At 36.8% G+C, this 25,199-nt stretch carries 24 protein-coding genes; all 24 read left to right on the plus strand.

Features of this window, described 5'->3' with window-relative positions; genetic code table 11:
• The first annotated feature begins 49 nt into the window (after positions 1 to 49).
• Positions 50 to 286 carry an acyl carrier protein gene (gene acpP / locus AN959_RS06145; protein WP_053590007.1) on the plus strand — a complete coding sequence of 79 codons (237 nt, stop codon included), beginning with the start codon at positions 50 to 52 and terminating at the stop codon, positions 284 to 286.
• 133 nt (positions 287 to 419) lie between these two features.
• Entirely contained in the window at positions 420 to 1,169 is a 750-nt protein-coding gene (rnc, locus tag AN959_RS06150) for a ribonuclease III (RefSeq protein WP_053590006.1), read from the plus strand.
• A gap of 2 nt (positions 1,170 to 1,171) precedes the next feature.
• A complete protein-coding gene (gene smc / locus AN959_RS06155) occupies positions 1,172 to 4,726 on the plus strand; it encodes a chromosome segregation protein SMC (RefSeq protein WP_056829245.1) in 3,555 nt (1,184 codons plus the stop codon).
• A gap of 15 nt (positions 4,727 to 4,741) precedes the next feature.
• Positions 4,742 to 5,779, plus strand: a complete 1,038-nt coding sequence (gene ftsY / locus AN959_RS06160) for a signal recognition particle-docking protein FtsY (RefSeq protein WP_056829247.1) — start codon at positions 4,742 to 4,744, stop codon at positions 5,777 to 5,779.
• Between the two features lie 364 nt (positions 5,780 to 6,143).
• Positions 6,144 to 6,473 carry a putative DNA-binding protein gene (locus AN959_RS06165; protein ID WP_371256505.1) on the plus strand — a complete coding sequence of 110 codons (330 nt, stop codon included), beginning with the start codon at positions 6,144 to 6,146 and terminating at the stop codon, positions 6,471 to 6,473.
• Positions 6,474 to 6,485: 12 nt separating this feature from the next.
• Positions 6,486 to 7,841 carry a signal recognition particle protein gene (gene ffh / locus AN959_RS06170; protein ID WP_056829249.1) on the plus strand — a complete coding sequence of 452 codons (1,356 nt, stop codon included), beginning with the start codon at positions 6,486 to 6,488 and terminating at the stop codon, positions 7,839 to 7,841.
• A gap of 103 nt (positions 7,842 to 7,944) precedes the next feature.
• Positions 7,945 to 8,217, plus strand: coding sequence for a 30S ribosomal protein S16 (gene rpsP, locus AN959_RS06175; RefSeq protein WP_053590001.1), 273 nt, complete (start codon positions 7,945 to 7,947; stop codon positions 8,215 to 8,217).
• Positions 8,218 to 8,231: 14 nt separating this feature from the next.
• Positions 8,232 to 8,465 (plus strand): KH domain-containing protein, encoded by a 234-nt coding sequence (locus tag AN959_RS06180; RefSeq protein ID WP_053590000.1) that lies wholly within the window; start codon positions 8,232 to 8,234, stop codon positions 8,463 to 8,465.
• 58 nt (positions 8,466 to 8,523) lie between these two features.
• Positions 8,524 to 9,039 (plus strand): ribosome maturation factor RimM, encoded by a 516-nt coding sequence (gene rimM, locus AN959_RS06185; protein WP_053589999.1) that lies wholly within the window; start codon positions 8,524 to 8,526, stop codon positions 9,037 to 9,039.
• The gene (trmD, locus tag AN959_RS06190) at positions 9,039 to 9,770 is read left to right on the plus strand and encodes a tRNA (guanosine(37)-N1)-methyltransferase TrmD (protein WP_053592154.1); all 732 of its coding nucleotides are present in this window, start codon (positions 9,039 to 9,041) and stop codon (positions 9,768 to 9,770) included. The genes rimM and trmD overlap by 1 nt, the downstream gene beginning before the upstream one ends.
• 137 nt (positions 9,771 to 9,907) lie before the next feature.
• A complete protein-coding gene (gene rplS / locus AN959_RS06195; RefSeq protein WP_053589998.1) occupies positions 9,908 to 10,252 on the plus strand; it encodes a 50S ribosomal protein L19 in 345 nt (114 codons plus the stop codon).
• Between the two features lie 431 nt (positions 10,253 to 10,683).
• A complete protein-coding gene (gene lepB / locus AN959_RS06200) occupies positions 10,684 to 11,244 on the plus strand; it encodes a signal peptidase I (RefSeq protein ID WP_056829251.1) in 561 nt (186 codons plus the stop codon).
• Positions 11,245 to 11,318: 74 nt separating this feature from the next.
• The gene (gene ylqF, locus AN959_RS06205) at positions 11,319 to 12,167 is read left to right on the plus strand and encodes a ribosome biogenesis GTPase YlqF (protein WP_053589996.1); all 849 of its coding nucleotides are present in this window, start codon (positions 11,319 to 11,321) and stop codon (positions 12,165 to 12,167) included.
• Between the two features lie 215 nt (positions 12,168 to 12,382).
• Entirely contained in the window at positions 12,383 to 13,150 is a 768-nt protein-coding gene (locus tag AN959_RS06210; protein WP_056830269.1) for a ribonuclease HII, read from the plus strand.
• 9 nt (positions 13,151 to 13,159) lie between these two features.
• Positions 13,160 to 15,010: a hypothetical protein gene (locus AN959_RS06215; protein ID WP_056829253.1), complete on the plus strand. Its 1,851-nt coding sequence runs from the start codon at positions 13,160 to 13,162 to the stop codon at positions 15,008 to 15,010.
• The gene (locus tag AN959_RS06220; RefSeq protein WP_056829255.1) at positions 15,007 to 15,291 is read left to right on the plus strand and encodes an EscU/YscU/HrcU family type III secretion system export apparatus switch protein; all 285 of its coding nucleotides are present in this window, start codon (positions 15,007 to 15,009) and stop codon (positions 15,289 to 15,291) included. The genes AN959_RS06215 and AN959_RS06220 overlap by 4 nt, the downstream gene beginning before the upstream one ends.
• A 126-nt stretch (positions 15,292 to 15,417) precedes the next feature.
• Positions 15,418 to 16,578: an ADP-forming succinate--CoA ligase subunit beta gene (gene sucC, locus AN959_RS06225; RefSeq protein WP_053589993.1), complete on the plus strand. Its 1,161-nt coding sequence runs from the start codon at positions 15,418 to 15,420 to the stop codon at positions 16,576 to 16,578.
• 19 nt (positions 16,579 to 16,597) lie between these two features.
• Positions 16,598 to 17,500, plus strand: a complete 903-nt coding sequence (gene sucD / locus AN959_RS06230) for a succinate--CoA ligase subunit alpha (RefSeq protein ID WP_053589992.1) — start codon at positions 16,598 to 16,600, stop codon at positions 17,498 to 17,500.
• Between the two features lie 348 nt (positions 17,501 to 17,848).
• Positions 17,849 to 18,751: a DNA-processing protein DprA gene (gene dprA / locus AN959_RS06235; RefSeq protein ID WP_056829257.1), complete on the plus strand. Its 903-nt coding sequence runs from the start codon at positions 17,849 to 17,851 to the stop codon at positions 18,749 to 18,751.
• 103 nt (positions 18,752 to 18,854) lie between these two features.
• Positions 18,855 to 20,930: a type I DNA topoisomerase gene (topA, locus tag AN959_RS06240; RefSeq protein ID WP_056829259.1), complete on the plus strand. Its 2,076-nt coding sequence runs from the start codon at positions 18,855 to 18,857 to the stop codon at positions 20,928 to 20,930.
• A gap of 18 nt (positions 20,931 to 20,948) precedes the next feature.
• Positions 20,949 to 22,259, plus strand: a complete 1,311-nt coding sequence (gene trmFO, locus AN959_RS06245; protein ID WP_056829261.1) for an FADH(2)-oxidizing methylenetetrahydrofolate--tRNA-(uracil(54)-C(5))-methyltransferase TrmFO — start codon at positions 20,949 to 20,951, stop codon at positions 22,257 to 22,259.
• Between the two features lie 71 nt (positions 22,260 to 22,330).
• A complete protein-coding gene (gene xerC, locus AN959_RS06250; RefSeq protein ID WP_056829263.1) occupies positions 22,331 to 23,224 on the plus strand; it encodes a tyrosine recombinase XerC in 894 nt (297 codons plus the stop codon).
• A 19-nt stretch (positions 23,225 to 23,243) separates the two neighbouring features.
• Positions 23,244 to 23,792 carry an ATP-dependent protease subunit HslV gene (gene hslV / locus AN959_RS06255; RefSeq protein ID WP_053589987.1) on the plus strand — a complete coding sequence of 183 codons (549 nt, stop codon included), beginning with the start codon at positions 23,244 to 23,246 and terminating at the stop codon, positions 23,790 to 23,792.
• Positions 23,789 to 25,183, plus strand: a complete 1,395-nt coding sequence (hslU, locus tag AN959_RS06260) for an ATP-dependent protease ATPase subunit HslU (protein ID WP_056829264.1) — start codon at positions 23,789 to 23,791, stop codon at positions 25,181 to 25,183. Before hslV ends, hslU begins: the two co-directional genes overlap by 4 nt.
• Positions 25,184 to 25,199: the final 16 nt, after the last annotated feature.

A 25,199-nucleotide genomic window follows, 5' to 3' on the forward strand; every position in this document is an offset into this window, starting at 1 on the left:
TTCCATAGGTTAGAGTTTTTTGTATAATCATTGAGGGGAGGTGACAAATTTGTCAACAGTATTAGAACGCGTAACGAAAGTAATCGTGGATCGTCTAGGTGTAGATGAAAGCGAAGTAAAATTAGAAGCATCTTTCCGTGATGATTTAGGTGCTGACTCTCTTGATGTAGTAGAATTAGTTATGGAACTTGAAGATGAGTTCGATATGGAAATTTCAGATGAAGATGCTGAAAACATTTCAACTGTAGGTAGTGCAGTTAGCTATATTGAAAGTAAACAAGCTTAATTTCAATAACATCAGAGACGTTCTACTCATTCCTTGCGAATAGAGATAGAACGTCTCTATTTCTTTTGCACAAAGCTATAGAAACAGGTAAACTTAAACAGATAGATCCATAAGCAAGAAAGGCAGATAATTCATGAAAAAAAGTACGCATACGAAAAAATCAGTTTTCCCTGAAAGTGTTAAAGAACATTTTAATCTCTTTCAACAACATTTTGATATTCATTTCGATAATCCAACATTATTGTATCAAGCCTTTACGCATTCATCTTATGTGAATGAGCATCGACGGAAATTTTTTGCCGATAATGAAAGACTAGAGTTTTTAGGAGACGCTGTTTTAGAATTGTCTGTTTCTCAATATTTATTTCAACAATACATGGGGATGAGCGAAGGAGAACTGACAAAACTTCGTGCAGCAATTGTTTGTGAGCCATCTCTTGTACTATTTGCCAATGAATTGAATTTTGGTAAATATGTATTGCTAGGAAAGGGAGAAGAATTGACAGGTGGACGTGAAAGACCTGCGCTTCTTGCAGACGTTTTTGAAGCATTTATCGGTGCATTATACTTAGATAAGGGACTTGCAACAGTTATTTCATTTTTAGAAAAAATTGTATTCCCTAAAATCGAACTCGGTGCTTTTTCGCATGTGATGGATTATAAAAGTCAATTACAAGAAATTATTCAGCAACAAAATAATGGAACGTTAAGTTACGAAATCGTGGAGGAAAAAGGTCCTGCACATAATCGAACCTTTGTATCTCGTGTTTTGTTAAGTACAAATGAACTTGGCATTGGAAAAGGGCGTTCGAAAAAAGAAGCGGAACAACAAGCTGCAAGGCTAGCAATTATTGCATTAAGGGATCATGAACGGGAGGAATAAGTTTGTTCCTTAAAAGATTAGAGATAATAGGATTTAAATCATTTGCTGACCGTATTGGAATCGATTTTGTACCAGGCGTTACTGCGGTAGTAGGTCCAAATGGTAGTGGAAAGAGTAATGTAACCGACGCGATTAGATGGGTATTAGGAGAGCAATCTGCTAAATCGTTGCGTGGGTCTAAAATGGAGGATGTCATTTTTGCAGGAAGTGACTCTAGAAAAGCGTTAAACTTTGCTGAAGTTACGTTAATATTGGATAACTCGGATAATAGAGTTGCTTTAGACTTTGCCGAAATTAGTGTAACTAGAAGAGTATTTCGTTCAGGAGATAGTGAATACCTACTTAACAAACAAACTTGCAGATTGAAGGATATCACGGATCTCTTTATGGACTCTGGACTTGGAAAAGAAGCATTTTCTATTATTTCTCAGGGGCGAGTAGATGAAATTTTAAATAGTCGTCCAGAAGATAGAAGAACAATATTCGAAGAAACTGCAGGAGTTCTAAAATACAAACAACGTAAGAAGAAAGCTGAATTTAAACTGATTGAGACAGACGACAATTTAAATCGTGTATTAGATATTTTGCATGAGTTAGATAGTCGAATGGAACCTCTACAAATACAATCATCGCTTGCTTCGGATTATTTAAGAATGTCCGAAGAATTAAAAGATATTGAAATAGCAGTAATCGCACATGATCTAAGAATGTGTGTTCAGCAAAGTGCTGAATTACATAAAAAACTTCATACATTGGATGAAACAAAACAAGCACTTCAACTACAAATAGATGATGTAGAGGCGACTATACAGGCAGACAGAAGAAAAATGTCTGATATAGATGAAAGCCTAGATACAAATCAAAGTGAGCTCGTAGAAGCAAGTTCTGAATTAGAGCGATTAGAAGGTAGAAAACTTTTACTAGCAGAGAAAAAACAAAATGCAAGTCAACAAATTTCCCAGTTAAAAAGAGCATTAGAAGAAGAACGCGAAAAACTTGAATTGCTCGAGAGACAGTTAAGAGAAAATGATGGTTCCAGAACAGAAAAACAAGTTCACTTAAAAGAACTTCGCTCCAAAAAGTTGCAAATTGACAAAGTCTTAAGTAAATCCGCTTCTGAAGTAGAAGAAGAAATAGAGGATTTAAAAAGTACTTATATCGATTTATTGAATGAAGAAGCTACTATGAAAAACGAAATGAAACATATGGAGCAGCAACTTCAATTTGAACTCGTGTCTTCTGAAAAAATGATGGAAGATTATCGTGAAACAAAAGAAGAGCTAGAGAAACTAACTAACCGCAAAATGGAACTAGAATCTCGCCTGACTACTTGTCAAAAAGAGTTAGAACAGAAATTATCAGCATTTAAAATGAAACGTGAAACAGCTGAACAGCTTGAAAATGGGTTGGAAGAACAACAGACGATGCTTCAAAAGGCATATCAAATGAAACATCAAATGCAAGCAAGAAAAGATTCTTTAGAAGAACTAGAATCGGAGTTTTCTGGCTTTTTCCAAGGTGTTAAAGAAGTATTGATTGCTAGAGAAAAAAAAGAATTACATGGTATTCATGGCGCGGTAGCAGAGCTGATTCAAATTCCGCATACGTATATGAATGCAATCGATACAGCAATTGGACAACAATCACAACATATTATTACTGATTCTAGTCAAGACGCGCGTTTAGCTATTGAATGGTTGAAAAAGAAGCGTGTAGGAAGAGCGACATTTCTTCCGCTCCAAGTAATGAAATCACGTAAGGTAAATGAGCAAACTTTAGCAATGGTAAAGGACCATCCTTCTTTTGTAAATACGGCGGACAAGCTGGTGAATTACAATGACGGGTATCAAATTATTGTGGAAAATTTACTTGGAAATATAATTATTGCAAAAGATTTAAAGGGTGCTAATGAAATGGCATCTCGTCTGCAATATAAATTTCGCTTTGTCACATTAGATGGTGATGTCGTGAATGCAGGAGGGTCCCTCACTGGTGGTTCTGTTAAACAGCAATCCTCCTTATTTACTCGTAAAGTAGAGCTAGAACAGCTAAATGATAAATTAGTAGAGTTGGAAAAAACGGTTCTTCAAGCGGAAAAATCGGTTTCTTCCAAAAAACAAGAAGTTCAAGGATTACGATTAGAATTGGAAGAAACACGTCTTTTGGGAGAAAGTTTAAGGGAAGAAGAACTTAAATTACTTTCAGAAACAAGAGAGTGTACCGCTATTATTTCAAGGCTTACAAGTCAGTTGCTTGAATATGATGAAGAGAAAACGGAAAAAGGTAACTTGCATGATGATTTAGTCCGTAAAAAAGAACAAACTTCATCTCGTAGCGTGGAGATAAAAGAATCGTTAGCTACTATTCAAGCATCGATTGACCAGTTACAAGTTTTAAAACTTCAATCGATTGAAGAAAAAGACAAATTTCAAAATGAGCTCGGTGAGTTGTTATCTCAGATTGCTGTAGTGAATGAACAAGTTACGCAACAAGAAAAAGAAAAAATTCAAATTACCAATTCAATTCAAGCTAGCACGCATAAAATTGATACTTTAGATAAAGAAATTGCTTGGTATGAAAATGATGACCAAGAAGGCCCAACTGCCGATGAATTATCAGATCTCATTACAAAGTACAAATTGACAAAAGATCGATTAATTGAGCAAATTCAAGCTGAAAAAAGTAGCAGAGTAGAACTTTCCCAAAATATTAATAGCGCTGAAAACAAGTTAAAAGAGCTACAGCAAAAAGCGGGGCTCCTGACAAATGAAGAGCGTACCTTGGAGATTAAACTAAGTAAACTAGAAGTAGAAATGAACACGCTTCGCAATCACTTGGAAGAAACGTATGAGCTGGCTCTGGAGGAAGCTGAACGTGACTTCCCGTTTAAAATGGAAGAACAATTGGCGCGCAAAAAAGTAACTCTACTAAAAAGATCGATTGAGGAGCTTGGTCCGATTAATCTTGGGTCTATTCAAGAATTTGAACAAGTGAGTGAACGGCACTCATTTTTAACAGAGCAACGAGAAGACCTGCTTTCTGCCCAAGAAACTTTGCACGAAGTTATTAGAGAAATGGATGAAGAAATGACTATCCGTTTCGAAACAACTTTCAATGAAATACAATCTCACTTTAGAGTTGTTTTCCGTGAACTTTTTGGTGGTGGTCAAGCTGATTTAATTTTGACCGACCCTACTTCATTACTGGATACAGGGGTAGATATTATTGCACAGCCTCCGGGGAAAAAACTGCAAAATCTTACGCTTTTATCAGGAGGGGAGCGTGCGCTTACTGCAATCGCTTTATTGTTTGCTATTCTGCACACTCGTCCTGTACCATTCTGTATACTGGATGAGGTAGAAGCGGCTCTAGATGAGGCAAATGTAGCCCGCTATAGCAACTATTTAAAGAAATTTAGTCATGATACGCAATTTATCGTAATAACGCATCGAAAAGGAACAATGGAAGGTGCGGATGTATTGTACGGTATTACCATGCAGGAATCGGGTATTTCGAAATTAGTTTCCGTAAAATTAGAAGAAGAATTAGTAACTTAAAAAGGAGCTTAGAGAATGAGTTTTTTTAAGAAGTTTAAGGATAAGATGCTTGGATCGAAGGAAGAGATAGAAGAAACAGTTTCGATTACAAATAAATTTAAGGAAGGTTTAGCGAAAACAAGAAACCAATTTACTTCCAAAGTAAATGATTTAGTAGCTAAATACCGTAAAGTAGATGAAGATTTTTTCGAAGAACTAGAAGAAATATTATTACAAGCGGATGTAGGTTTTGAAACAGTTTCTGAATTAATGGAATCCTTACGTTTTGAAGTACAGCGTAAAAATATGAAGGATACTGCCGGAATCCAATCGGTTATTTCAGAAAAACTAGTCGAAATTTATGAAGCTGGGGATGAAAATATTACAGAGCTTCAACTGGAGAAAGATAGTTTATCCGTTATTTTGTTTGTTGGAGTGAACGGGGTAGGGAAGACTACTACAATTGGGAAACTTGCTCATCGTTTAAAAAGCGAAGGAAAGAAAGTCATTTTGGCAGCGGGGGATACTTTCCGTGCTGGGGCAATCGACCAACTTCAAGTGTGGGGCGATAGAGTAGGCGTAGAAGTTATTAAACAAGCGGAAGGCTCTGACCCTGCTGCTGTAATGTATGATGCGATTAGAGCGGCTAAAACGCGTAATGCGGATGTTTTAATTTGTGATACCGCAGGTCGACTCCAAAATAAAGTGAATTTGATGAATGAGTTAGAAAAGATTCATCGCGTCATTTCGCGTGAGGTTCCAAATGCCCCTCATGAGGTATTGCTAGCTCTAGATGCAACAACTGGACAAAATGCACTTGTGCAGGCACAGACGTTTAAAGAGGCGACAAATGTTACTGGAATTGTATTAACGAAACTAGATGGTACCGCTAAAGGTGGTATCGTATTAGCGATACGTTCGAAACTTCATATTCCTGTTAAATTTGTTGGACTAGGCGAACAAATGGATGATTTACAACCATTCGATTCCGAAAAATATGTGTATGGACTTTTTGCAGAAGGATTAGAGCTGGAAAGTGAAAATGAATTAAACGAAGAAAATGAAGACAAGTAAATACTAGACGCAGATTGTAGGGTCATCTCAGACTGTCTTGAAAACGCTTGTCATTCTAGGCTACCTAAAATCGCGACATCCATGTCGCAACGATCGCATGACCCACTTCCTGTGGGCCCGCGCGCCAGCAAAGTTACTTTGCGACGAGCTTTGCGCAGGAGCACCGAGGCGGAAGCGAATAGAACTTAAGTTCATGAGCTTACAACGAAGTGCAAACGCTTTTGTTTGCGACGAGTAACCGCAGGAGCAAGCAACGAAGAATGCGAGCGCTTGTCAACAGTCTGAGACAAGTAAAAATACTTGACAGTTGTACCCTCTATTAATAAACTAGAGGATGTAATTGAATTGGTAAGGAGAGATGGGAATGATTGAAAAAACAACACGCATGAATTTTCTCTTCGATTTTTACCAGGCATTATTAACAGATAAGCAAAGAAGCTATATGCAGCTTTATTATTTAGATGATTTATCCCTTGGAGAAATTGCAGAAGAATATGATATTTCCAGACAAGCTGTTTATGATAATATACGTCGTACAGAAGCAATGTTAGAGGAGTATGAAGAAAAACTTAACCTCTTTACGAAATTTGAAAAACGTCAGGAAACGATAGAGCAGCTATTGCTTTTAGCAAAGGAGCAATCATCTGAAGATAAACTGATTGAACTCATTAATCAATTAAAAGAATGGGATTAGGAGGCGGCATGCATGGCATTTGAAGGATTAGCTGAGCGACTCCAAGGAACGCTTCAGAAAATTAAAGGTAAAGGAAAGATTTCTGAAGCAGATGTAAAAGAAATGATGAGAGACGTTCGTTATGCACTACTCGAAGCAGACGTAAACTTGAAAGTAGTAAAGGAATTCGTCAAAAATGTTTCGGAACGAGCTGTTGGGCAAGATGTAATGAAAAGCTTAACACCTGGTCAACAAGTCATTAAAATTGTTAAAGACGAATTGACAGAGTTAATGGGTGGAGAACAAAGTCAAATTTCTTTTTCATCAAGACCACCTACCGTAATTATGATGGTTGGTCTTCAAGGTGCTGGTAAAACAACCACTACTGGAAAGCTTGCGAATGTATTACGCAAAAAATACAATAAAAAGCCACTATTAGTAGCGGCTGATATCTATCGTCCTGCAGCTGTTAAGCAGCTTGAAACAATTGGTAAGCAGTTATCATTACCTGTTTTCGCATTAGGTACTGATATTTCACCTGTAGAAATCGTAAAACAAGCGATGGAGCATGCAAAAGCAGAGAATAACGATGTTGTGATCATTGATACTGCGGGTCGACTTCATATTGATGAAACCCTAATGCAAGAATTAAAAGATATTCGTGCCATCAAAGAACCAGATGAAGTGTTTTTAGTGGTAGATGCAATGACTGGGCAGGATGCAGTCAATGTAGCGAATAATTTTAACGAATCCATTGGCATTTCCGGTGTCGTATTAACGAAGCTTGATGGGGATACTCGAGGCGGAGCGGCTTTATCTATCCGTTCTGTTACGCAAAAACCTATTAAGTTTGTTGGTATGGGTGAAAAGATGGATGCTCTTGAACCTTTCCATCCAGAGCGAATGGCTTCTCGAATTTTAGGTATGGGAGATATGATGTCTCTGATTGAGAAGGCACAAGCAAATGTTGATGAAGAAAAAGCGAAGGAATTAGAAGAAAAATTCCGTACGCAATCTTTTACTTTTGATGACTTTTTGGAACAAATTAGTCAAGTGAAGAAGATGGGACCGTTGGACGAAATTTTGAAAATGCTCCCAGGAGCAGGCAAAATTAAAGGACTAGAGAATGCAAAAGTGGATGAAAAGCAAATGGATCGTGTTGAAGCGATTATTTATTCCATGACTACGCAAGAAAAAACAACTCCTGAAATTATTAATGGTCCTAGGAAGAAAAGAATTGCTAAAGGATCTGGTACGTCTATTCAAGATATCAATAGACTATTGAAGCAGTTTGAAGATATGAAAAAAATGATGAAACAAATGACAAACATGCAACAAAAAGGGAAGAAAAAGATGAAAATGCCTGGTTTAGACTCACTTTTTAAATAATTTTCCCTGAAAAAATTAGGGTGTTAAGAAAAAACACTTTACAAACAAATAAAAGCTTGATAATATACTATCTTGTGTGAAACTATTCGGAGGTGCAATAAAAATGGCAGTTAAAATTCGTTTAAAACGTATGGGAGCAAAAAAATCTCCTTTCTATCGTATTGTAGTAGCAGACTCTCGCTCACCACGTGATGGTCGTCAAATTGAAACAGTAGGTACTTACAACCCACTTACAAAACCAGCTGAAGTTAAAATTAACGAAGAATTAGCGTTAAAATGGCTTCAAGACGGCGCAAAGCCATCTGATACAGTACGTAACTTGTTCTCAGAACAAGGTATTATGGAAAAATTCCATAACGCAAAACTCGGCAAATAATCGGAGGGGACAATGTGAAGCAGCTGATCGAAGCAATCGTCAAACCATTAGTTGATTATCCAGATAAGGTTCAGGTTGTTAAAGAAGAAAATGTAAATCGTATAGTTTACAAACTTTCTGTTCATCCTGAAGATATGGGAAAAGTAATTGGCAAACAAGGGCGGGTAGCGAAAGCGATTCGTACTATTGTTTACTCAGCAGCAGGCAGTCACCAAAAGAAAAAAACATATGTCGACATTTTAGATTAATGTACAAAGAGGGAGAACAATTTGTTCTTCCTTTTTTGATAGGAGGTAAAAAATATTCATGGAATGGTTTAACGTTGGTAAAATAGTCAATACGCATGGTATATGGGGTGAGGTACGTGTTATCTCCAAAACAGACTTTGCAGATGAACGTTATGAAGTGGGTAGTGAGCTAGGGCTGTTTAAAGCAGATGGATCGAAACCGATCACCGTTAAAGTAGCTACTCATCGAAAGCATAAAAACTTTGATTTATTGACATTTGAAGGCTATTCATTATTGAAAGATGTAGAACCTTTTAGAGACGCTATTTTAAAAGTATCTGATAAGTACCTTTCAGAATTAGAAGAAAATGAATTTTACTATCATGAAATAATCGGATGTACAGTTTTGTCTACAGAAGGCGAAACGATCGGAACTGTTACAGAAATTCTTGAAACAGGTGCCAACGATGTTTGGGCAGTTCAGCCTGCAAAAGGGAAAACACATTACATTCCATACATTGAAGATGTAGTAAAGTCAGTAGACGTTGATAATAAGAAAATTGTTATTGAAGTGTTAGAAGGTCTATTATCATGATGAATATTCACATTCTTTCTCTATTTCCAGAAATGTTTGAAGGTGTTTTTAATACATCCATTTTGAAAAAAGCACAGGAAAAGAATGAAGTTGTACTTAATGTCGTGAACTTTAGAGATTTTTCAGGAAACAAGCATCATCAGGTTGATGATTACCCTTATGGCGGTGGAGCTGGGATGGTATTGAAACCTGAACCACTATTTAACGCAATAGATTCTTTAACTACGAATAAACAACAAAAACGCCGAATCGTTCTACTTTGCCCTCAAGGGGAGCGATTTACGCAGAAAAAAGCAGAAGAATTAGCAAAAGAAGAAGAGCTTATTTTCATTTGTGGTCATTATGAAGGTTATGATGAGCGAATTCGAGAACATCTGATTACGGATGAAATTTCACTTGGAGATTTCGTATTAACAGGTGGAGAATTGGCAGCTATGACTATTGTAGATAGTGTCGTTAGACTATTGCCTAATGTACTGGGCAATGCAGAATCTCACGAAAAAGATTCATTTTCTACTGGACTGCTTGAGCATCCTCATTATACTCGACCTGTTGAATATCGAGGTTATAAGGTGCCAGATGTGTTGTTGTCAGGTAATCACGCAGAGATTGAAAAATGGAGAAGAGAACAATCTTTAAAACGAACGCTTGAAAGAAGACCGGAGTTACTGGAATCGATTAATTTAAGCAAAAAGGATCAAGAATTTATTAATAAATATAAGAAACAATAATCTTTCATTTATGCATTGCATCTATTAAATGTTTGTGGTATATTCTACTATGTACTTCTATGTGGAGTATGGATTTTGGGTGTTCCGCTGCAACAGATAATGGGTGTAAGAGCATTCTATATAAGGAGAGAAAAATGATGCAAAACATTATTTCAGAAATCACAAAAGAACAATTACGTACGGATCTTCCTGATTTCCGCCCTGGTGACACAGTACGTGTACACGTTAAGGTTGTTGAGGGTACTCGCGAACGTATCCAAATGTACGAAGGTGTTGTAATTAAACGTCGTGGTGGTGGAATTAGCGAAACTTTTACAGTTCGTAAAATTTCTTCAGGTGTTGGCGTTGAGCGTACATTCCCTGTACACACACCAAAAATTGCAAACTTAGAAGTTGTTCGTCGTGGTAAAGTTCGTCGTGCTAAATTGTACTACTTACGCGATCTACGTGGTAAAGCAGCTCGTATTAAAGAACGTCGCTAATAGTAAAAAATCAAATGTTGTAGTGAGGGTGATTCCACCTTTCGCTACAACATTTTTTCTTTTCAACTCGTTGAGAAACGCTTTCATTCTTCGTTACTTGCTCCTGCGCAAAGCTCGTCGCAAACAAAAGCGTTTGCACTTCGTTGTAAGCTCATGAACTAAAGTTCTATTCGCTTCCGCCTTGCGCGGCGTGCGGGCCAACACGATGTAGGTCATGCGACCGTTGCGACAAGGATGTCGCAGTTTAGGTCGCCTCGACTGAAAAGCGTTTTCAGCGAGTTGAAATATAAAGATTGAGAAGCGCTCGCATTCTTCGTTCCGGAAAGTTAAGTTAGATTTAGTTGAAAGATAATTAGAAATCATATCATTTCTTTTTGCTTGAATGAGAATTTCCCTGTACAATAAAGGAAGTATATAAAGGGGGCAAGTCGATGGAACGAGCTAAGAAAGAAAAGAACGAATTGTGGGAATGGTCCAAAGCATTGTTAATCGCTTTTGGGATTGCTGCAATAATTCGCTTCTTTTTATTTACACCAATTGTAGTAGACGGAGAATCAATGATGCCGACTTTAAAAAATGGGGACCGAATGGTTGTCAATAAAATCGGTTATATGGTTGGTGAACCAGATCGTTTTGATATAGTAGTATTCCATGCACCAGAGCAAAAGAATTACATCAAACGAGTAATTGGTCTTCCTGGAGATCATGTGGAATATAAAAATGATCAACTATATATAAATGGAAAAGAAGTTGAAGAGCCATACTTAGAACAATACAAAAATGAAATTACTGAAGGATCTTTAACCGATGATTTCACATTAGAAGATATTGCCCAAGTTGATAAGATACCTGAAGGCTTTATATTCGTTATGGGTGATAATCGTAGATATAGTAAAGATAGTCGACATATTGGACTAGTTGCCATCGATGAAGTGATTGGAAACACAAATATCGTTTTTTGGCCATTTGATGAAGTTGGTTTTGTAAAATAAAAATTTAGTAAGATGCCTGAGGTTAGATAGTTAAGGAAAAGTAACTTTCTCATCCTTTAAGGAGGAGATATAAAATGACAATACAGTGGTTTCCAGGTCATATGGCCAAAGCGAGAAGAGAAGTAACTGAAAATTTAAAGCTCGTAGATATTGTTTTTGAATTAGTGGATGCACGCTTGCCTTTGTCTTCCAGAAATCCGATGCTGGACGAAGTAGTGCACCAGAAAACAAGATTACTTATTTTGAACAAGATGGATATGGCAGACGAAGCACAAACGAGAAAATGGATAGCTTATTTTGACTCAATAGGGCTCCCTACAGTGGCGATAAACTCTTTAGAAGGAAAAGGTCTACAATCTGTTTTTAAAGCCGCTAAAGAGCTTTTAAAGCCTAAATGGGATCGCATGAAAGAAAGAGGTATCAAACCTCGTGCTATTCGTGCAATGATTGTAGGAATTCCAAACGTCGGGAAATCTACACTAATTAATCGTTTCGCAAAAAAGAATATAGCGAAAACAGGTAATACACCAGGTGTTACTAAAAGACAACAATGGATAAAGGTCGAAAAAGAAATAGAATTATTGGATACTCCTGGTATTCTTTGGCCAAAGTTTGAAGATCAACAAGTAGGCTATAAACTTGCATTAACGGGAGCAATTAAAGATGCTGTTATCAATATGGAAGATTTAGCGGTGTATGGTCTTCGTTTTTTACAAGAGCATTATCCAAAGAGGATGGAAGAAAGATATCAATTGACAACAGTTAGCGAAGATTTAGTGGATACATTCGATCATATTGGTAAGTTAAGAAGATGTTTTGCCGGTGGCGGTGAAATTGATTATGATCAAGTTGCAGAGCTGATTGTAAGGGATATTCGAAACCTTCATCTTGGTCGACTAACGTTTGATTTTGTAACCGAATAAGACATAAATAATTTACCCTTTTTGCCACTTGGTGAGAAGGGTTTTCTCGATTTTTTAAGTTGCAAGCTAGGTCAAATGTGTAAAAGCTACTTACTTATAGGAAAGCAGTGCCAACGTGAGGCGCTGTATAAACTGTACTGCACTAAATAGACGCTTACGCTTTTCATATATTGGCCGATACATAGATTAAGTACAAGAAAGTTGATGTGAATGAAATGTTAAGTTTGAAGGATATAAAAGAAAAATTAGAAAATGCAACTTCATGGGAACCATGGATGAGCAAACTAGAAGACGATAGTAGAATTGGTGCCATGAAGCTATTAAAAACTTGGAAGAATAGACAACAGCTTTTACAGATGGAAATTCGTGCCCACAACGATAAATGTTATTTCGATGCTAGTTTTAGAAAGTGCCACACGGATTTGGTTGCTGGAGTAGATGAAGCAGGGCGCGGTCCATTAGCTGGACCAGTTGTTACAGCAGCTGTAGTTTTAAATGAGAACACAGATAATCTAATTGGTTTAAATGACTCCAAGCAACTAACGAAAAAGAAGCGAAATGAACTTGCAACAAAAATAAAAAATAATGCGCTAAGTTATTTTATTCACTTTCAATCAGTAGAAAAAATAGATGAACTTAATATTTATGAAGCGACGAAACAATCCATGACAAAGTCTGTTTTAAGCTTGAAGGAAAGTCCTTCAATAGTTTTAGTAGATGCTATGAAACTACCAATTGACATGGAAACACATTCCATTATAAAAGGCGATGCTAAGAGTCTAGCGATTGCAGCGGCTTCTATACTAGCTAAAACTGCGAGAGATAATTATATGGATCAGTTGCATGAGGAATATCCTCAATATTTATTCAATAAACACGCGGGGTATGGGACAAAGCAACACGTTGAAATGATATATAAATATGGTCCTACTATTCACCATAGAAAAACATTCGAGCCGATAAAATCTATATTACTTAAATGAGGTGAAAACATGTCATCAACATCTTTTTCTTCCATTCAAGCACAACAAACGAAGATCCTTTCACCTAATATGCAAACTTCGATAAAAGAAGGACAAGTAGTACATGGAACTATTAAGAAATTATATCCAAATCAGACTGCAGAATTGCAAATAGGCAATCAAAAAGTAATAGCTAAGCTGGAAACTCCGCTAAAAGCAGGGGATGCACATTTTTTTCAAGTAACTAAAACGGAACCGGAGTTGCAACTGAAAGTCGTAACAGGACCCCTCACAAACGGGAACACATTAGCTCAACAAGCGCAACAACTTTTGCAAGCGATGAATTTAACAAAAACAACAGAAATGCAGGCAGTAATTCAGTTCTTTTTAAAAGAACAATTGCCAATCTCAAAAGAAATATTAGTTCAAGCAGAACAGCTATTAAAACAATTACCTCCGAATGTATCAATAAAGCAAGCAATGGAAACAATTCAAAAAATGTTGGACCTAAAAATACCTTTGTCACAACAAATGTTTGATGCTGTTTTAAGTGGTAAATCTACTAGTGGCCTCCAATCACTGATTCAAGAATTTAAACTAACGTTACAACAGGATTTGACACTATCAAAAAATGATAAGAACACTCTACTTCAAAGTTTGCAAAAGTTAGCGGAGCCGTTTGGAGAACCTGTAGCAGGTGTATTGCTAGGAAAACAAATAGAAGTGTTACAAAGTCCGGTAGCAAACTTGGCTACAAAGTTGCCGATACTACAGAGTTTAAAAGAAGCGGGTGTCTTATCTCCAAATGTTACTTTAAATAATCTTTTGCCAGCTTCAACTCTTTCTACGATGCCTAATTCAGCAGCTGACATTATAGCAAACTTATTAAAAGCTCCGGTAAGTGAAAAAAGTATGGTAATGGACCAGATTCGAAATTGGGTTAGCGCACAACCTTTGTTAACATCTGAACAAAAGGTGCAATTAGGGATTTTGTTAAATAATAATTCTCAGGCCGAACAAATATTAACGCTAAACAAGACGCTTTTGGAAGTATTTGCAAAGCAAAGTCAGGAAGCCGTTTTTTTGAAAGATCAACATGGATTAACTGCAAAAGAACACTTACTATCATTACTTGGAAAAGGTACAAATAAGGAAATGGTTTCTCAAACCCTTCAGCAAGTACTGTCCAACAATAAGAACAGTCAGCAACCGATATTTTCTACAGCTCTTCAGCAAGCTGAACAAAATGTGCTTCAACAGTTGGATGGAAAAGCATTTGAGCACGCTATGAAAGAAGCTTTAAAGTCACTTGGTTTTAGTTATGAAGCAAAACTCGGGGGAGGTAGCGAGGAGGTTAGACAGCTTGCAAGCCAATTGAAACCTCAATTGATAGACCTTCTTCATAATCAGGTTATTTCTGCGCCACTAAAAGAACAAGCAGAACTACTTTTGAATCGAATGAATGGTCTGCAAATATTGTCGAATGAAAACGGGCCACAGCACCAGTTATTAATGCAGGTTCCATTAGAATTTTTAGGGAAGAAAATGGATGCGACCCTTGAATGGAATGGTCGTATGAAAGAGGATGGCAAAATAGATTCTGATTATGCTCGTATCATGTTTTATTTACATTTAGATTCTTTAGAAGAGACAGTTGTAGATATGCAGGTTCAAAATCGTGTAGTAACCATCTCTTTATACAATAACGATATCAGCTTAAAACCAATTGCCAACGTATTTTATGACACCCTTAAGGAAGGCTTATTGTCAGTGGGATACCAACTCTCCGGTGTATTTGTCAAAACGTTTGAAGAAAATAAACTTACGTCACCGAAGAAATTACTGGGAAAAGAGTCACAAGGAGTAGATATTCGTATATGACAGAGGAAAAACATTTTCGTAAAGAAGCAGTCGCATTAGGATATAAACCGGGTATCATTGATGCCCCTACTATTATTGCAAAAGGAAAGGGAAAAATAGCAGATAATATTTTAATGAAGGCAAAAGAACATAATGTTCCTATACAAGAGGATCGTAGTTTAGTAGAACTTCTCGGTCAATTAGATATAAATCAGTCAATACCAGACGAGCTATATCAAGCGGTAGCGGAAGTATTTGCATTTATTTATCGAATTGATCAAGAGAAAGGAAAAATGAATTAATCTAAAAATATTTGAATATTCTATGTTTTAGAGAAAAAACTTACTTTTGTAGACAAGAAGTGACAGGTTTATTACAATGATAAAGGTAGTAAATTACTTGACATAAGTTTGATTGGAGGACGTAAGATGAATATCCATGAATATCAAGGGAAAGAACTCCTCAGACAATACGGTGTAGCAGTTCCTAATGGGAAAGTAGCATTTTCTCCGGAAGAAGCTGTTAAAGCTGCAAAAGAACTAGGTTCTGAAGTTGTCGTTGTAAAAGCCCAAATCCACGCTGGTGGACGCGGTAAAGCAGGCGGAGTAAAAATCGCAAAAAACTTGGACGATGTTCGTGCATATGCGAAGGAACTGTTAGGGAAAGTTTTAGTAACACACCAAACAGGTCCAGAAGGTAAAGAAGTAAAACGCCTTTATATCGAAGAAGGTTCTGATATCCAAAAAGAGTACTATCTTGGTTTAGTTTTAGACCGAGCATCTTCTCGTGTAACTTTAATGGGTTCTGAAGAAGGTGGTATGGATATCGAGGAAGTGGCAGCTGCTACTCCTGAAAAAATCTTCAAAGAGGAAATTGACCCTGTAGTTGGTCTTACTGGTTTCCAAGCACGTCGTATGGCTTTCAATATGAATATACCTGCAAAATTAGTAAACAAAGCAGCAAAACTAATGCTTGGATTATATGAAGCATTTGTGGATAAAGATGCAGCAATCGTTGAAATCAATCCACTTGTTGTAACTGGTGCTGGAGAAGTTGTGGCATTAGATGCTAAATTTAATTTTGATGGAAATGCTCTTTACCGTCATAAAGACATCGTAGAATTACGTGACTTTGATGAAGAAGATGCAAAAGAAATCGAAGCATCCAAATATGACCTAAGCTATATTTCTCTTGATGGAAATATCGGATGTATGGTTAATGGTGCTGGTCTTGCAATGGCTACAATGGATACAATCAGCTATTACGGCGGATCACCGGCTAACTTCTTGGACGTTGGGGGCGGTGCTACAGCAGAAAAAGTAACGGAAGCATTTAAAATCATTCTTTCAGACAAAAATGTTAAAGGTATCTTTGTTAACATCTTTGGTGGAATTATGAAATGTGATATTATCGCTGAAGGTGTTATCGTTGCTGCGAAAGAAGTTGGACTTGAAGTACCACTTGTTGTTCGTTTAGAAGGTACAAATGTTGATAAAGGTAAATCTTTATTAAACGAATCAGGTTTAAACATCGTTGCTGCTGATTCAATGGCAGATGGCGCACAAAAAATTGTTGAACTTGTAGGCTAAGAAAGGCGGAGACAAAACAATGGCAATTTTTATTAATAAAGATACTAAAGTTTTGGTACAAGGTATTACTGGCTCCACTGCTCTATTCCATACAAAAAAAATGTTGGAATATGGTACAAAAATCGTTGCTGGTGTAACTCCAGGTAAAGGCGGTACAGAGGTAGAAGGTGTTCCTGTATTCAATACAGTTGAAGAAGCTGTTAAAGCTACTGGAGCAAATGTTTCAGTAATTTATGTTCCAGCTCCATTTGCAGCGGATGCAATTTTGGAAGCTACAGATGCAGAATTAGACTTGACTATTTGTATTACTGAGCATATTCCAGTATTAGACATGGTTAAAGTTAAACGTTACATGGAAGGCAAAAAAACTCGTTTAGTGGGACCAAACTGCCCTGGTATTGTGACAGCAGACGAAAGTAATATCGGTATCATGCCTCCGAATATCCATTCAAAAGGGCATGTAGGTGTTGTATCTCGTTCTGGTACTTTAACTTATGAAGCAGTTCATCAATTAACTCAAGCTGGTGTAGGACAATCTACAGCGGTTGGTATTGGTGGAGACCCAGTAAATGGTACAGATTTCATTGATGTATTAAAAGCATTCAATGAAGATCCAGAAACTTACGCAGTTGTTATGATTGGTGAAATCGGTGGTACTGCTGAAGAAGAAGCAGCAGAATGGATTAAAGCTAACATGACTAAACCTGTAGTAGGATTTATCGGAGGGCAAACAGCTCCTGAAGGTAAACGTATGGGTCACGCTGGAGCAATTATTTCTGGTGGTAAAGGTACTGCAGCAGAAAAAATTAAAGCAATGCAAGCGGCTGGAATGGAAGTTGCACCAACTCCTTCAGTAATCGGCGAAACTTTAATTAAAGCAATTAAAGCAGCAGGTCTTTACGACAAATGTAAAACACATTAATATTAAAGGTACGGCACATCATCCGGTGTTGCCGTATTTTTTTATATTTGGCTTTGGTATTATTCATTGTTGTTTTTAAGAGTACGCATCTTACACGTATGTGCGCTACAGCAACCTACGCCTGAGTCTTCAAGAATGTTCCGCGGCTCCTCAGCAAAGCTCCGGCGCAGTAAAACCGGTGCTCCTGCGCAAAGCTCGTCGCAGTAAAGCATTGCTTCTCAATCCCCAACTGAAGTCTCATTCTTCGTGGTTTTGCGGCCAGCGCGAATTCAAATAGATTCGTAGATTCAAGTATGAGTATCTTACTACAGCGAAGTTTATCATAGCCAAAAAAATAGGAGGAAAGCAATGATCAATTCAGAAGAGAAGTGGATTAATCGATTTTTAGCGTTACACTATGTATTTCCAGTCCCTATGAACAAACTACATCCCCTAATTGAATACAATCCCACATTACAATTAGAGAAAATGCAGACAAGCTTACTAGTAGGTCTCTTGCGTATTACTGAAAATCGAGCGATTCAACTTAAAAACATGTACCAAAAATTTGTGGAGACCCCATTTCTACAAATTTATGCAAATCACCAAATTACCCCTATAATTTTTACCAATCCCAATTATCCTACAAGTTTAAAAAATCTTTACGATCCACCGGCGGTTCTTTATGTGAAAGGAGATACTTCTTTATTAAACATGCATAAAAAGTTAGCTATTATAGGTTCTAGAGAGGCAACCTATTATTCTAAGAAAAGTATCGAAACAATTTTACCTCCATTAATAAGCCAAAATTTCACTATTGTAAGCGGTCTTGCTAAAGGAGCAGATACAATGGCTCATGAAAGCACAATAGCGCTAGGAGGCAAGACAATAGCGGTTCTGGGCACAGGTTTATTTCATATATATCCGAAGCAAAATGAAGAATTAGCGAAAATAATGTCGAAAGAACATTTATTAATAACAGAATATCCACCATATATAACACCAAAAAAGTGGAATTTTCCTATGCGTAATCGTATTATTAGCGGTTTGTCACAAGCTGTCATTATTACAGAAGCTAAAGAAAAGAGTGGTACAGTTTCAACAATGGAGCATGCGTTAGAAAATGGAAAAGAAATTTTCGCTATACCTGGATCTATTCATTCCCCTTTGTCTGCAGGCCCACATAACCTTATTTTAGAGGGGGCAAAGCCTGTTTGGAATGGTTATCAAATACTTGAAGAACTACAAGAATTTGAACAAATAAACAATTAAATAAATGAAAAGACTTGCTTTCTTTAGAAATCTGTTATACATTTTGCAACAGGTATTTGTTTTGAAGCTTAAAGCGAGTTACCTTCTATAAGGAGGCACATTTATGTCGGATTATTTAGTTATTGTGGAATCGCCAGCAAAGGCAAAAACAATTGAACGATATCTTGGAAAAAAATATAAAGTAAAAGCATCCATCGGTCACGTGCGGGATTTGCCGAGAAGTCAAATGGGTGTAGATGTAGAAAATGACTATGAACCAAAATATATTACTATACGAGGAAAAGGTCCCGTATTGCAAGACCTGAAAAATGCTGCAAAAAAAGCGAAGAAAGTTTATCTCGCGGCTGACCCCGATAGAGAAGGGGAAGCAATTGCTTGGCACTTAGCTAACTCATTGAATGTTGATATTAATTCGGAATGTCGAGTTGTTTTCAATGAAATTACAAAAGACGCTATTTTAGAATCATTTAAACATCCTAGACCTATAAATATGGATTTAGTAGATGCACAACAGGCTAGAAGAATTTTAGATCGCCTAGTTGGCTATAATATTAGTCCAATTTTATGGAAGAAAGTGAAAAAAGGTTTATCTGCTGGACGAGTTCAATCTGTAGCATTACGTTTAATAATTGACCGTGAAAATGAAATAAATAACTTTGTTCCAGAAGAGTATTGGACGATTGAAGGGCAATTCGAGAAAAGTAAAAAAGCATTCGATGCTCTTTATTATGGTACGGATAAAGATAAAGTTAAGCTAACAAACGAAAGTGAAGTAAAAGATGTTCTTAAAGGGATTAAAGGCAAAAAGTTTGAAGTAGCAAATGTCGTGAAAAAAGAAAGAAAAAGAAATCCAGCCGCATCCTTTACAACTTCTTCTCTTCAACAGGAAGCTGCTCGTAAACTTAACTTCCGAGCTAGAAAAACGATGATGCTTGCACAACAATTGTATGAAGGAATTGACCTTGGAAAAAAAGAAGGTACTGTAGGTTTAATCACCTACATGCGTACAGATTCTACTAGAATCTCTGATACAGCTAAGGCTGATGCACATGCATACATTCAAAATGAATACGGCTCAGAATATATAACGAGTAAAAAAGAAGAAAAACAATCCAAAAAAGCTCAGGATGCGCATGAGGCAGTAAGACCAACAAGTGTTCTAAGAACACCAGAGCAGTTAAAGAGCATCCTATCTAGAGATTTATATCGTTTATATAAATTGATTTGGGAGAGATTTATTGCTAGCCAGATGGCTCCTGCAATATTAGATACAGTTTCGGTTGATATGAAAAATGGGAACGCAATATTTAGAGCAAATGGTTCACAAGTAAAATTCCCAGGATTCATGAAAGTGTATGTGGAAGGCACGGATGACCAAACGGATGACAAAGACAAACTGTTGCCTGTATTAGAGGTTGGAGATAAAGTAAATGCGCTTTCGATTGAACCTAAACAACATTTCACACAGCCACCACCAAGATATTCAGAAGCAAGACTAGTTAAAACGCTAGAAGAACTTGGGATAGGCAGACCATCCACATATGCTCCTACACTGGATACGATACAAAAAAGAGGGTATGTGGCATTAGAGACTAAACGTTTTGTACCAACTGAGCTTGGAACAATCGTACATCAACTAGTACTTGAATTTTTCCCGAATATTTTAAATATCGAGTTTACAGCACAAATGGAAAAAGACTTAGATAGTGTGGAAGAAGGACAAGTTAGATGGGTCGAAGTCATAGATGGATTTTATAAAGATTTTGCTAAACATGTAGAGCATGCGGATGCTGAAATGGAAAAAATCGTTATAAAAGATGAGCCTACTGGTGAAGATTGTGAAAACTGTGGTTCTCCAATGGTCTATAAATTAGGACGATATGGTAAATTCATGGCTTGTAGTAATTTCCCAGATTGTAGAAACACGAAAGCAATTGTGAAAGAAATTGGCGTTCCATGTCCATCTTGTGGAGAAGGGCAGATTGTGGAACGTAAAAGTAAAACTAAGAGAATTTTTTATGGATGCGATCGTTATCCTACATGCGACTTTGTTTCTTGGGATAAGCCGATTAATAGACCATGTCCTAAATGTAATGATATGTTAGTAGAGAAAAAGCTGAAAAAAGGCGTACAAATTCAATGTGTAGCTTGTGATTATAAAGAAGATCCACAGAGTTAAAAGAAAGAAGGTTTCAACATGACTGAAATAGTAAACGTGATAGGTGCAGGACTTGCAGGAAGCGAGGCTGCATGGCAAATTGCAAAGCGAGGAGTCAAAGTTCGTCTTTATGAAATGCGACCTGTAAAGCAAACACCTGCACATCATACAGATAAATTTGCTGAACTAGTATGTTCAAATTCGCTTCGTGCTAATACCCTAACAAACGCTGTAGGGGTTATTAAAGAAGAAATGCGTATGTTAGAGTCACTTATTATTCAATCTGCAGATAATAGTAGTGTTCCTGCAGGTGGAGCACTAGCTGTAGACAGACATGATTTTGCCGGAAGAGTAACAGAGGTCATTCGCAATCATCCAATGATTGAAATCATAAACGAAGAAGTAACCGAGATTCCAGAAGGTATTACTGTAATCGCTACAGGCCCTTTAACTTCTCCTGCATTGGCAGAGAAAGTAAAAGAGATAACTGGTCAAGATTATTTATATTTTTATGATGCAGCTGCTCCAATTGTTGAAAAAGATAGCATCGATATGGATAAAGTATATTTAAAATCTCGATACGACAAAGGGGAAGCGGCTTATCTTAACTGTCCAATGACGGAAGAGGAGTTTAATCGTTTTTACGATGCACTTGTAGAAGCAGAAGTGGTACCATTAAAAGAATTTGAAAAAGAAATTTACTTTGAAGGGTGCATGCCAGTAGAAGTAATGGCTAGCAGAGGCCGTAAAACGCTTTTATTTGGACCGATGAAACCGGTTGGATTAGAAGATCCTAAAACAGGTAAACGCCCTTATGCGGTTGTTCAATTAAGACAAGACGATGCTGCTGGAACCCTCTATAATATCGTTGGATTTCAAACACATTTAAAATGGGGACCTCAAAAGGAAGTTCTTCAATTAATTCCAGGATTAGAAAATGTGGAAATTGTACGATATGGAGTTATGCACAGAAATACATTTATTAATTCACCGACTGTACTAAAACCGACTTATCAGCTAAAAGCGAATAAACAAATATTCTTTGCCGGTCAAATGACTGGAGTTGAGGGCTATGTAGAATCAGCAGGAAGTGGATTACTTGCAGGTATAAACGCTGCTAAGCTTGCAAAAGGGGAAGAATTAGTTGTGTTCCCAAGTGAGACTGCACTCGGTAGTATGGCTCGATATATAACAGAAGCTGACCCTAAAAACTTCCAACCAATGAATATTAACTTCGGATTATTTCCTGAGCTACAACCAAAAGTAAGAGACAAAAAAGTAAGAACTGAGCAATTAGCCAATCGAGCATTAACGACGATTCAAAATTTTTTGAAAAATAAATCGGTTTAATTGCTTTAAGCCTCTAAAGGTTGTATACTTTTAGAGGCTTTTACTATGGGAATACAAACTGGAGTGTTTAAATGATTGGATCAGATTTGCTACATTCATTTATAGACTATATTCAATTAGAGAAAAATTACTCTAATCTAACTACCCGTGAATATAAAAAAGACATTGAACATTTTTTACTATTTTTAGATGGAGAAGGTGTAACTGATTTAAATGAGGTTGAATACGTGCATGCAAGATTATATGTAACAACCCTTTATGATAAAAAGTTAGCTAGAACTTCAATATCAAGAAAAATCTCCTCTATTCGCTCTTTTTATAAGTTTTTACATAAAGAGTTTGATATTCGGGAAGATGCTTTCCGATCCTTGTACCATCCTAAAAAAGAAGAAAGACTTCCTCATTTCTTTTATGAAGAAGAAATGGAAAAACTGTTTCAAGGTAACGAAGGGGATGATCCGCTATCGTTACGAAATATGGCTATACTTGAATTATTGTATGCTACAGGCATTCGTGTTAGCGAACTTATTTCTATTGAATTAAGTCATATAGATAAGAGCTATGGAGTTATTCGTGTTATGGGTAAAGGTAGAAAAGAAAGGTATGTTCCAGTTGGAGATTTTGCTCTAAGTGCCGTAGAGGAATACGTCCAAAAAAGTAGACCAAAATTAATGAAGTCTACATCTCATCCCTTTCTCTTTGTGAACAATAGAGGAGCGCACTTAACAGCACGTGGAGTGCAGTATATATTAAACGAAATGATGAAGAAGGCTTCCTTACACACAACTATTTTTCCACATATGCTGCGTCATACCTTTGCTACACATTTATTGAATAATGGAGCTGACTTAAGGAGTGTTCAAGAATTATTAGGCCATTCCCATTTAACTTCTACTCAAGTTTATACGCATGTTACGAAAGAACATTTAAGAAAAACGTATATGAATGCTCATCCAAGGGCATAAGTATTGGAGGTAAACAATATTGGGTAATATACATGCAACTACAATATTTGCTGTCAGTCATAAAGGAAGTCAAGCTATGGCAGGAGACGGGCAGGTAACTTTGGGTAATCAAGTTGTTATGAAACATACTGCTAAGAAAGTAAGAAGGCTTTTTAATGGTCAAGTGGTTGCTGGTTTTGCTGGTTCTGTTGCAGATGCTTTTACTCTCTTTGAAATGTTCGAAGGAAAACTCCTTGAGTATAATGGCAACCTTCAAAGGGCAGCCGTTGAGCTTGCAAAACAATGGCGTGGAGACAAAATGCTACGCCAATTAGAAGCGATGCTTTTAGTAATGGATAAAAGTAATCTATTACTCGTATCAGGAACTGGCGAAGTTATAGAACCGGATGATGGCATTTTGGCAATAGGTTCTGGTGGAAATTATGCTTTAGCTGCTGGAAGAGCGTTAAAACAATATTCAGGTGATCGTTTAACAGCTGAAGAGATTGCAAAAGCTGCTTTAACAACAGCAGCAGATATTTGTGTATTTACTAATCATCAAATTGTCGTGGAGGTTTTAGGTGAATGAAGGAAAACAACTTAACGCCAAAGCAAATTACTGAGCACTTAAATAAATATATCGTTGGGCAAGATGCTGCAAAAAAAGCTGTTGCAGTTGCATTGCGAAATAGATATAGAAGACAGTTACTAGATGAAGATATGAAAAATGAAGTGATCCCTAAAAATATTTTAATGATTGGTCCTACTGGAGTAGGGAAAACAGAAATAGCAAGAAGAATAGCGAAGCTAACAAAAGCTCCATTTGTAAAAGTGGAAGCTACTAAATTTACGGAAGTAGGTTATGTCGGAAGAGACGTTGAATCTATGGTTAGAGATTTAGTAGAAGCAGCGATTCGAATTGTAAAAGAAGAAAAAATGGAAGAAGTTAAAGATCAAGCGACTCGTTTAGCAAACGACGCTATAGTAAAACTTCTTGTTCCTTCTTTAAAGAAAAAGAACGCAAATCAAAACCCTTTTGAAGCATTATTCGGTGGAAAGTCGGAGGATGAACCTTTAGAAGCGGATGACACAGAGGTGCGATTAAAACGTTCACAAATTGCAGAAGATTTAAGAGACGGAAAACTAGAGAATGAAATAGTAACCGTTGAAGTGACAGAACAAGCCCCATCCATTTTTGATGCATTGCAAGGTGGAGGCATGGAAAGTATGGGCATGAATATGCAGGATGCCCTTTCTAGTTTAATGCCAAAGAAAAAGAAAAAAAGAAAAATGAAAGTAAAAGATGCTCGTAAAGTATTAATGCAGGAAGAAGCGAGCAAGTTAATAGATAATGATGAATTATCTCAAATAGCAATTGAAAAAACGGAGCAAACTGGAATCATATTTATCGATGAAATGGATAAAATCGCAAATAAAAGTGGTAATTCTACTTCAGCGGATGTTTCTAGAGAAGGTGTTCAGCGAGATATATTACCGATTGTCGAAGGGTCAACCGTTAATACGAAATATGGTGCGGTAAAAACTGATTATATTCTATTCATTGCTGCAGGAGCATTCCATATGTCTAAACCATCTGATTTAATCCCGGAACTTCAAGGTAGATTTCCAATTCGCGTTGAATTAGAGAAATTAACAAAAGATGATTTTATTCGTATTTTAAAAGAACCTCAGCACTCTTTAACAAAACAATACGAGGCTTTACTTTATACAGAAGGTGTAACTATTTCTTTTTCTGATGAATCAATAGCGAGAATTGGGGAAATAGCTTATGAAGTAAACCAAGAGACCGATAATATAGGAGCGAGACGTCTTCATACAATCTTAGAGAAAATTTTAGAAGACCTTTCATATGAAGCTTCTGACATTTCTCCTGCTCATATTCAAATTACTCCTTCCTATATTGACCAAAAACTTGACAATATTGTGAAAAACAGAGACTTATCGCAATTTATCCTGTAATATGAAGTTGAATTGC

This window comes from Psychrobacillus sp. FJAT-21963, from assembly GCF_001420585.1.
Lineage (GTDB): Bacteria > Bacillota > Bacilli > Bacillales_A > Planococcaceae > Psychrobacillus.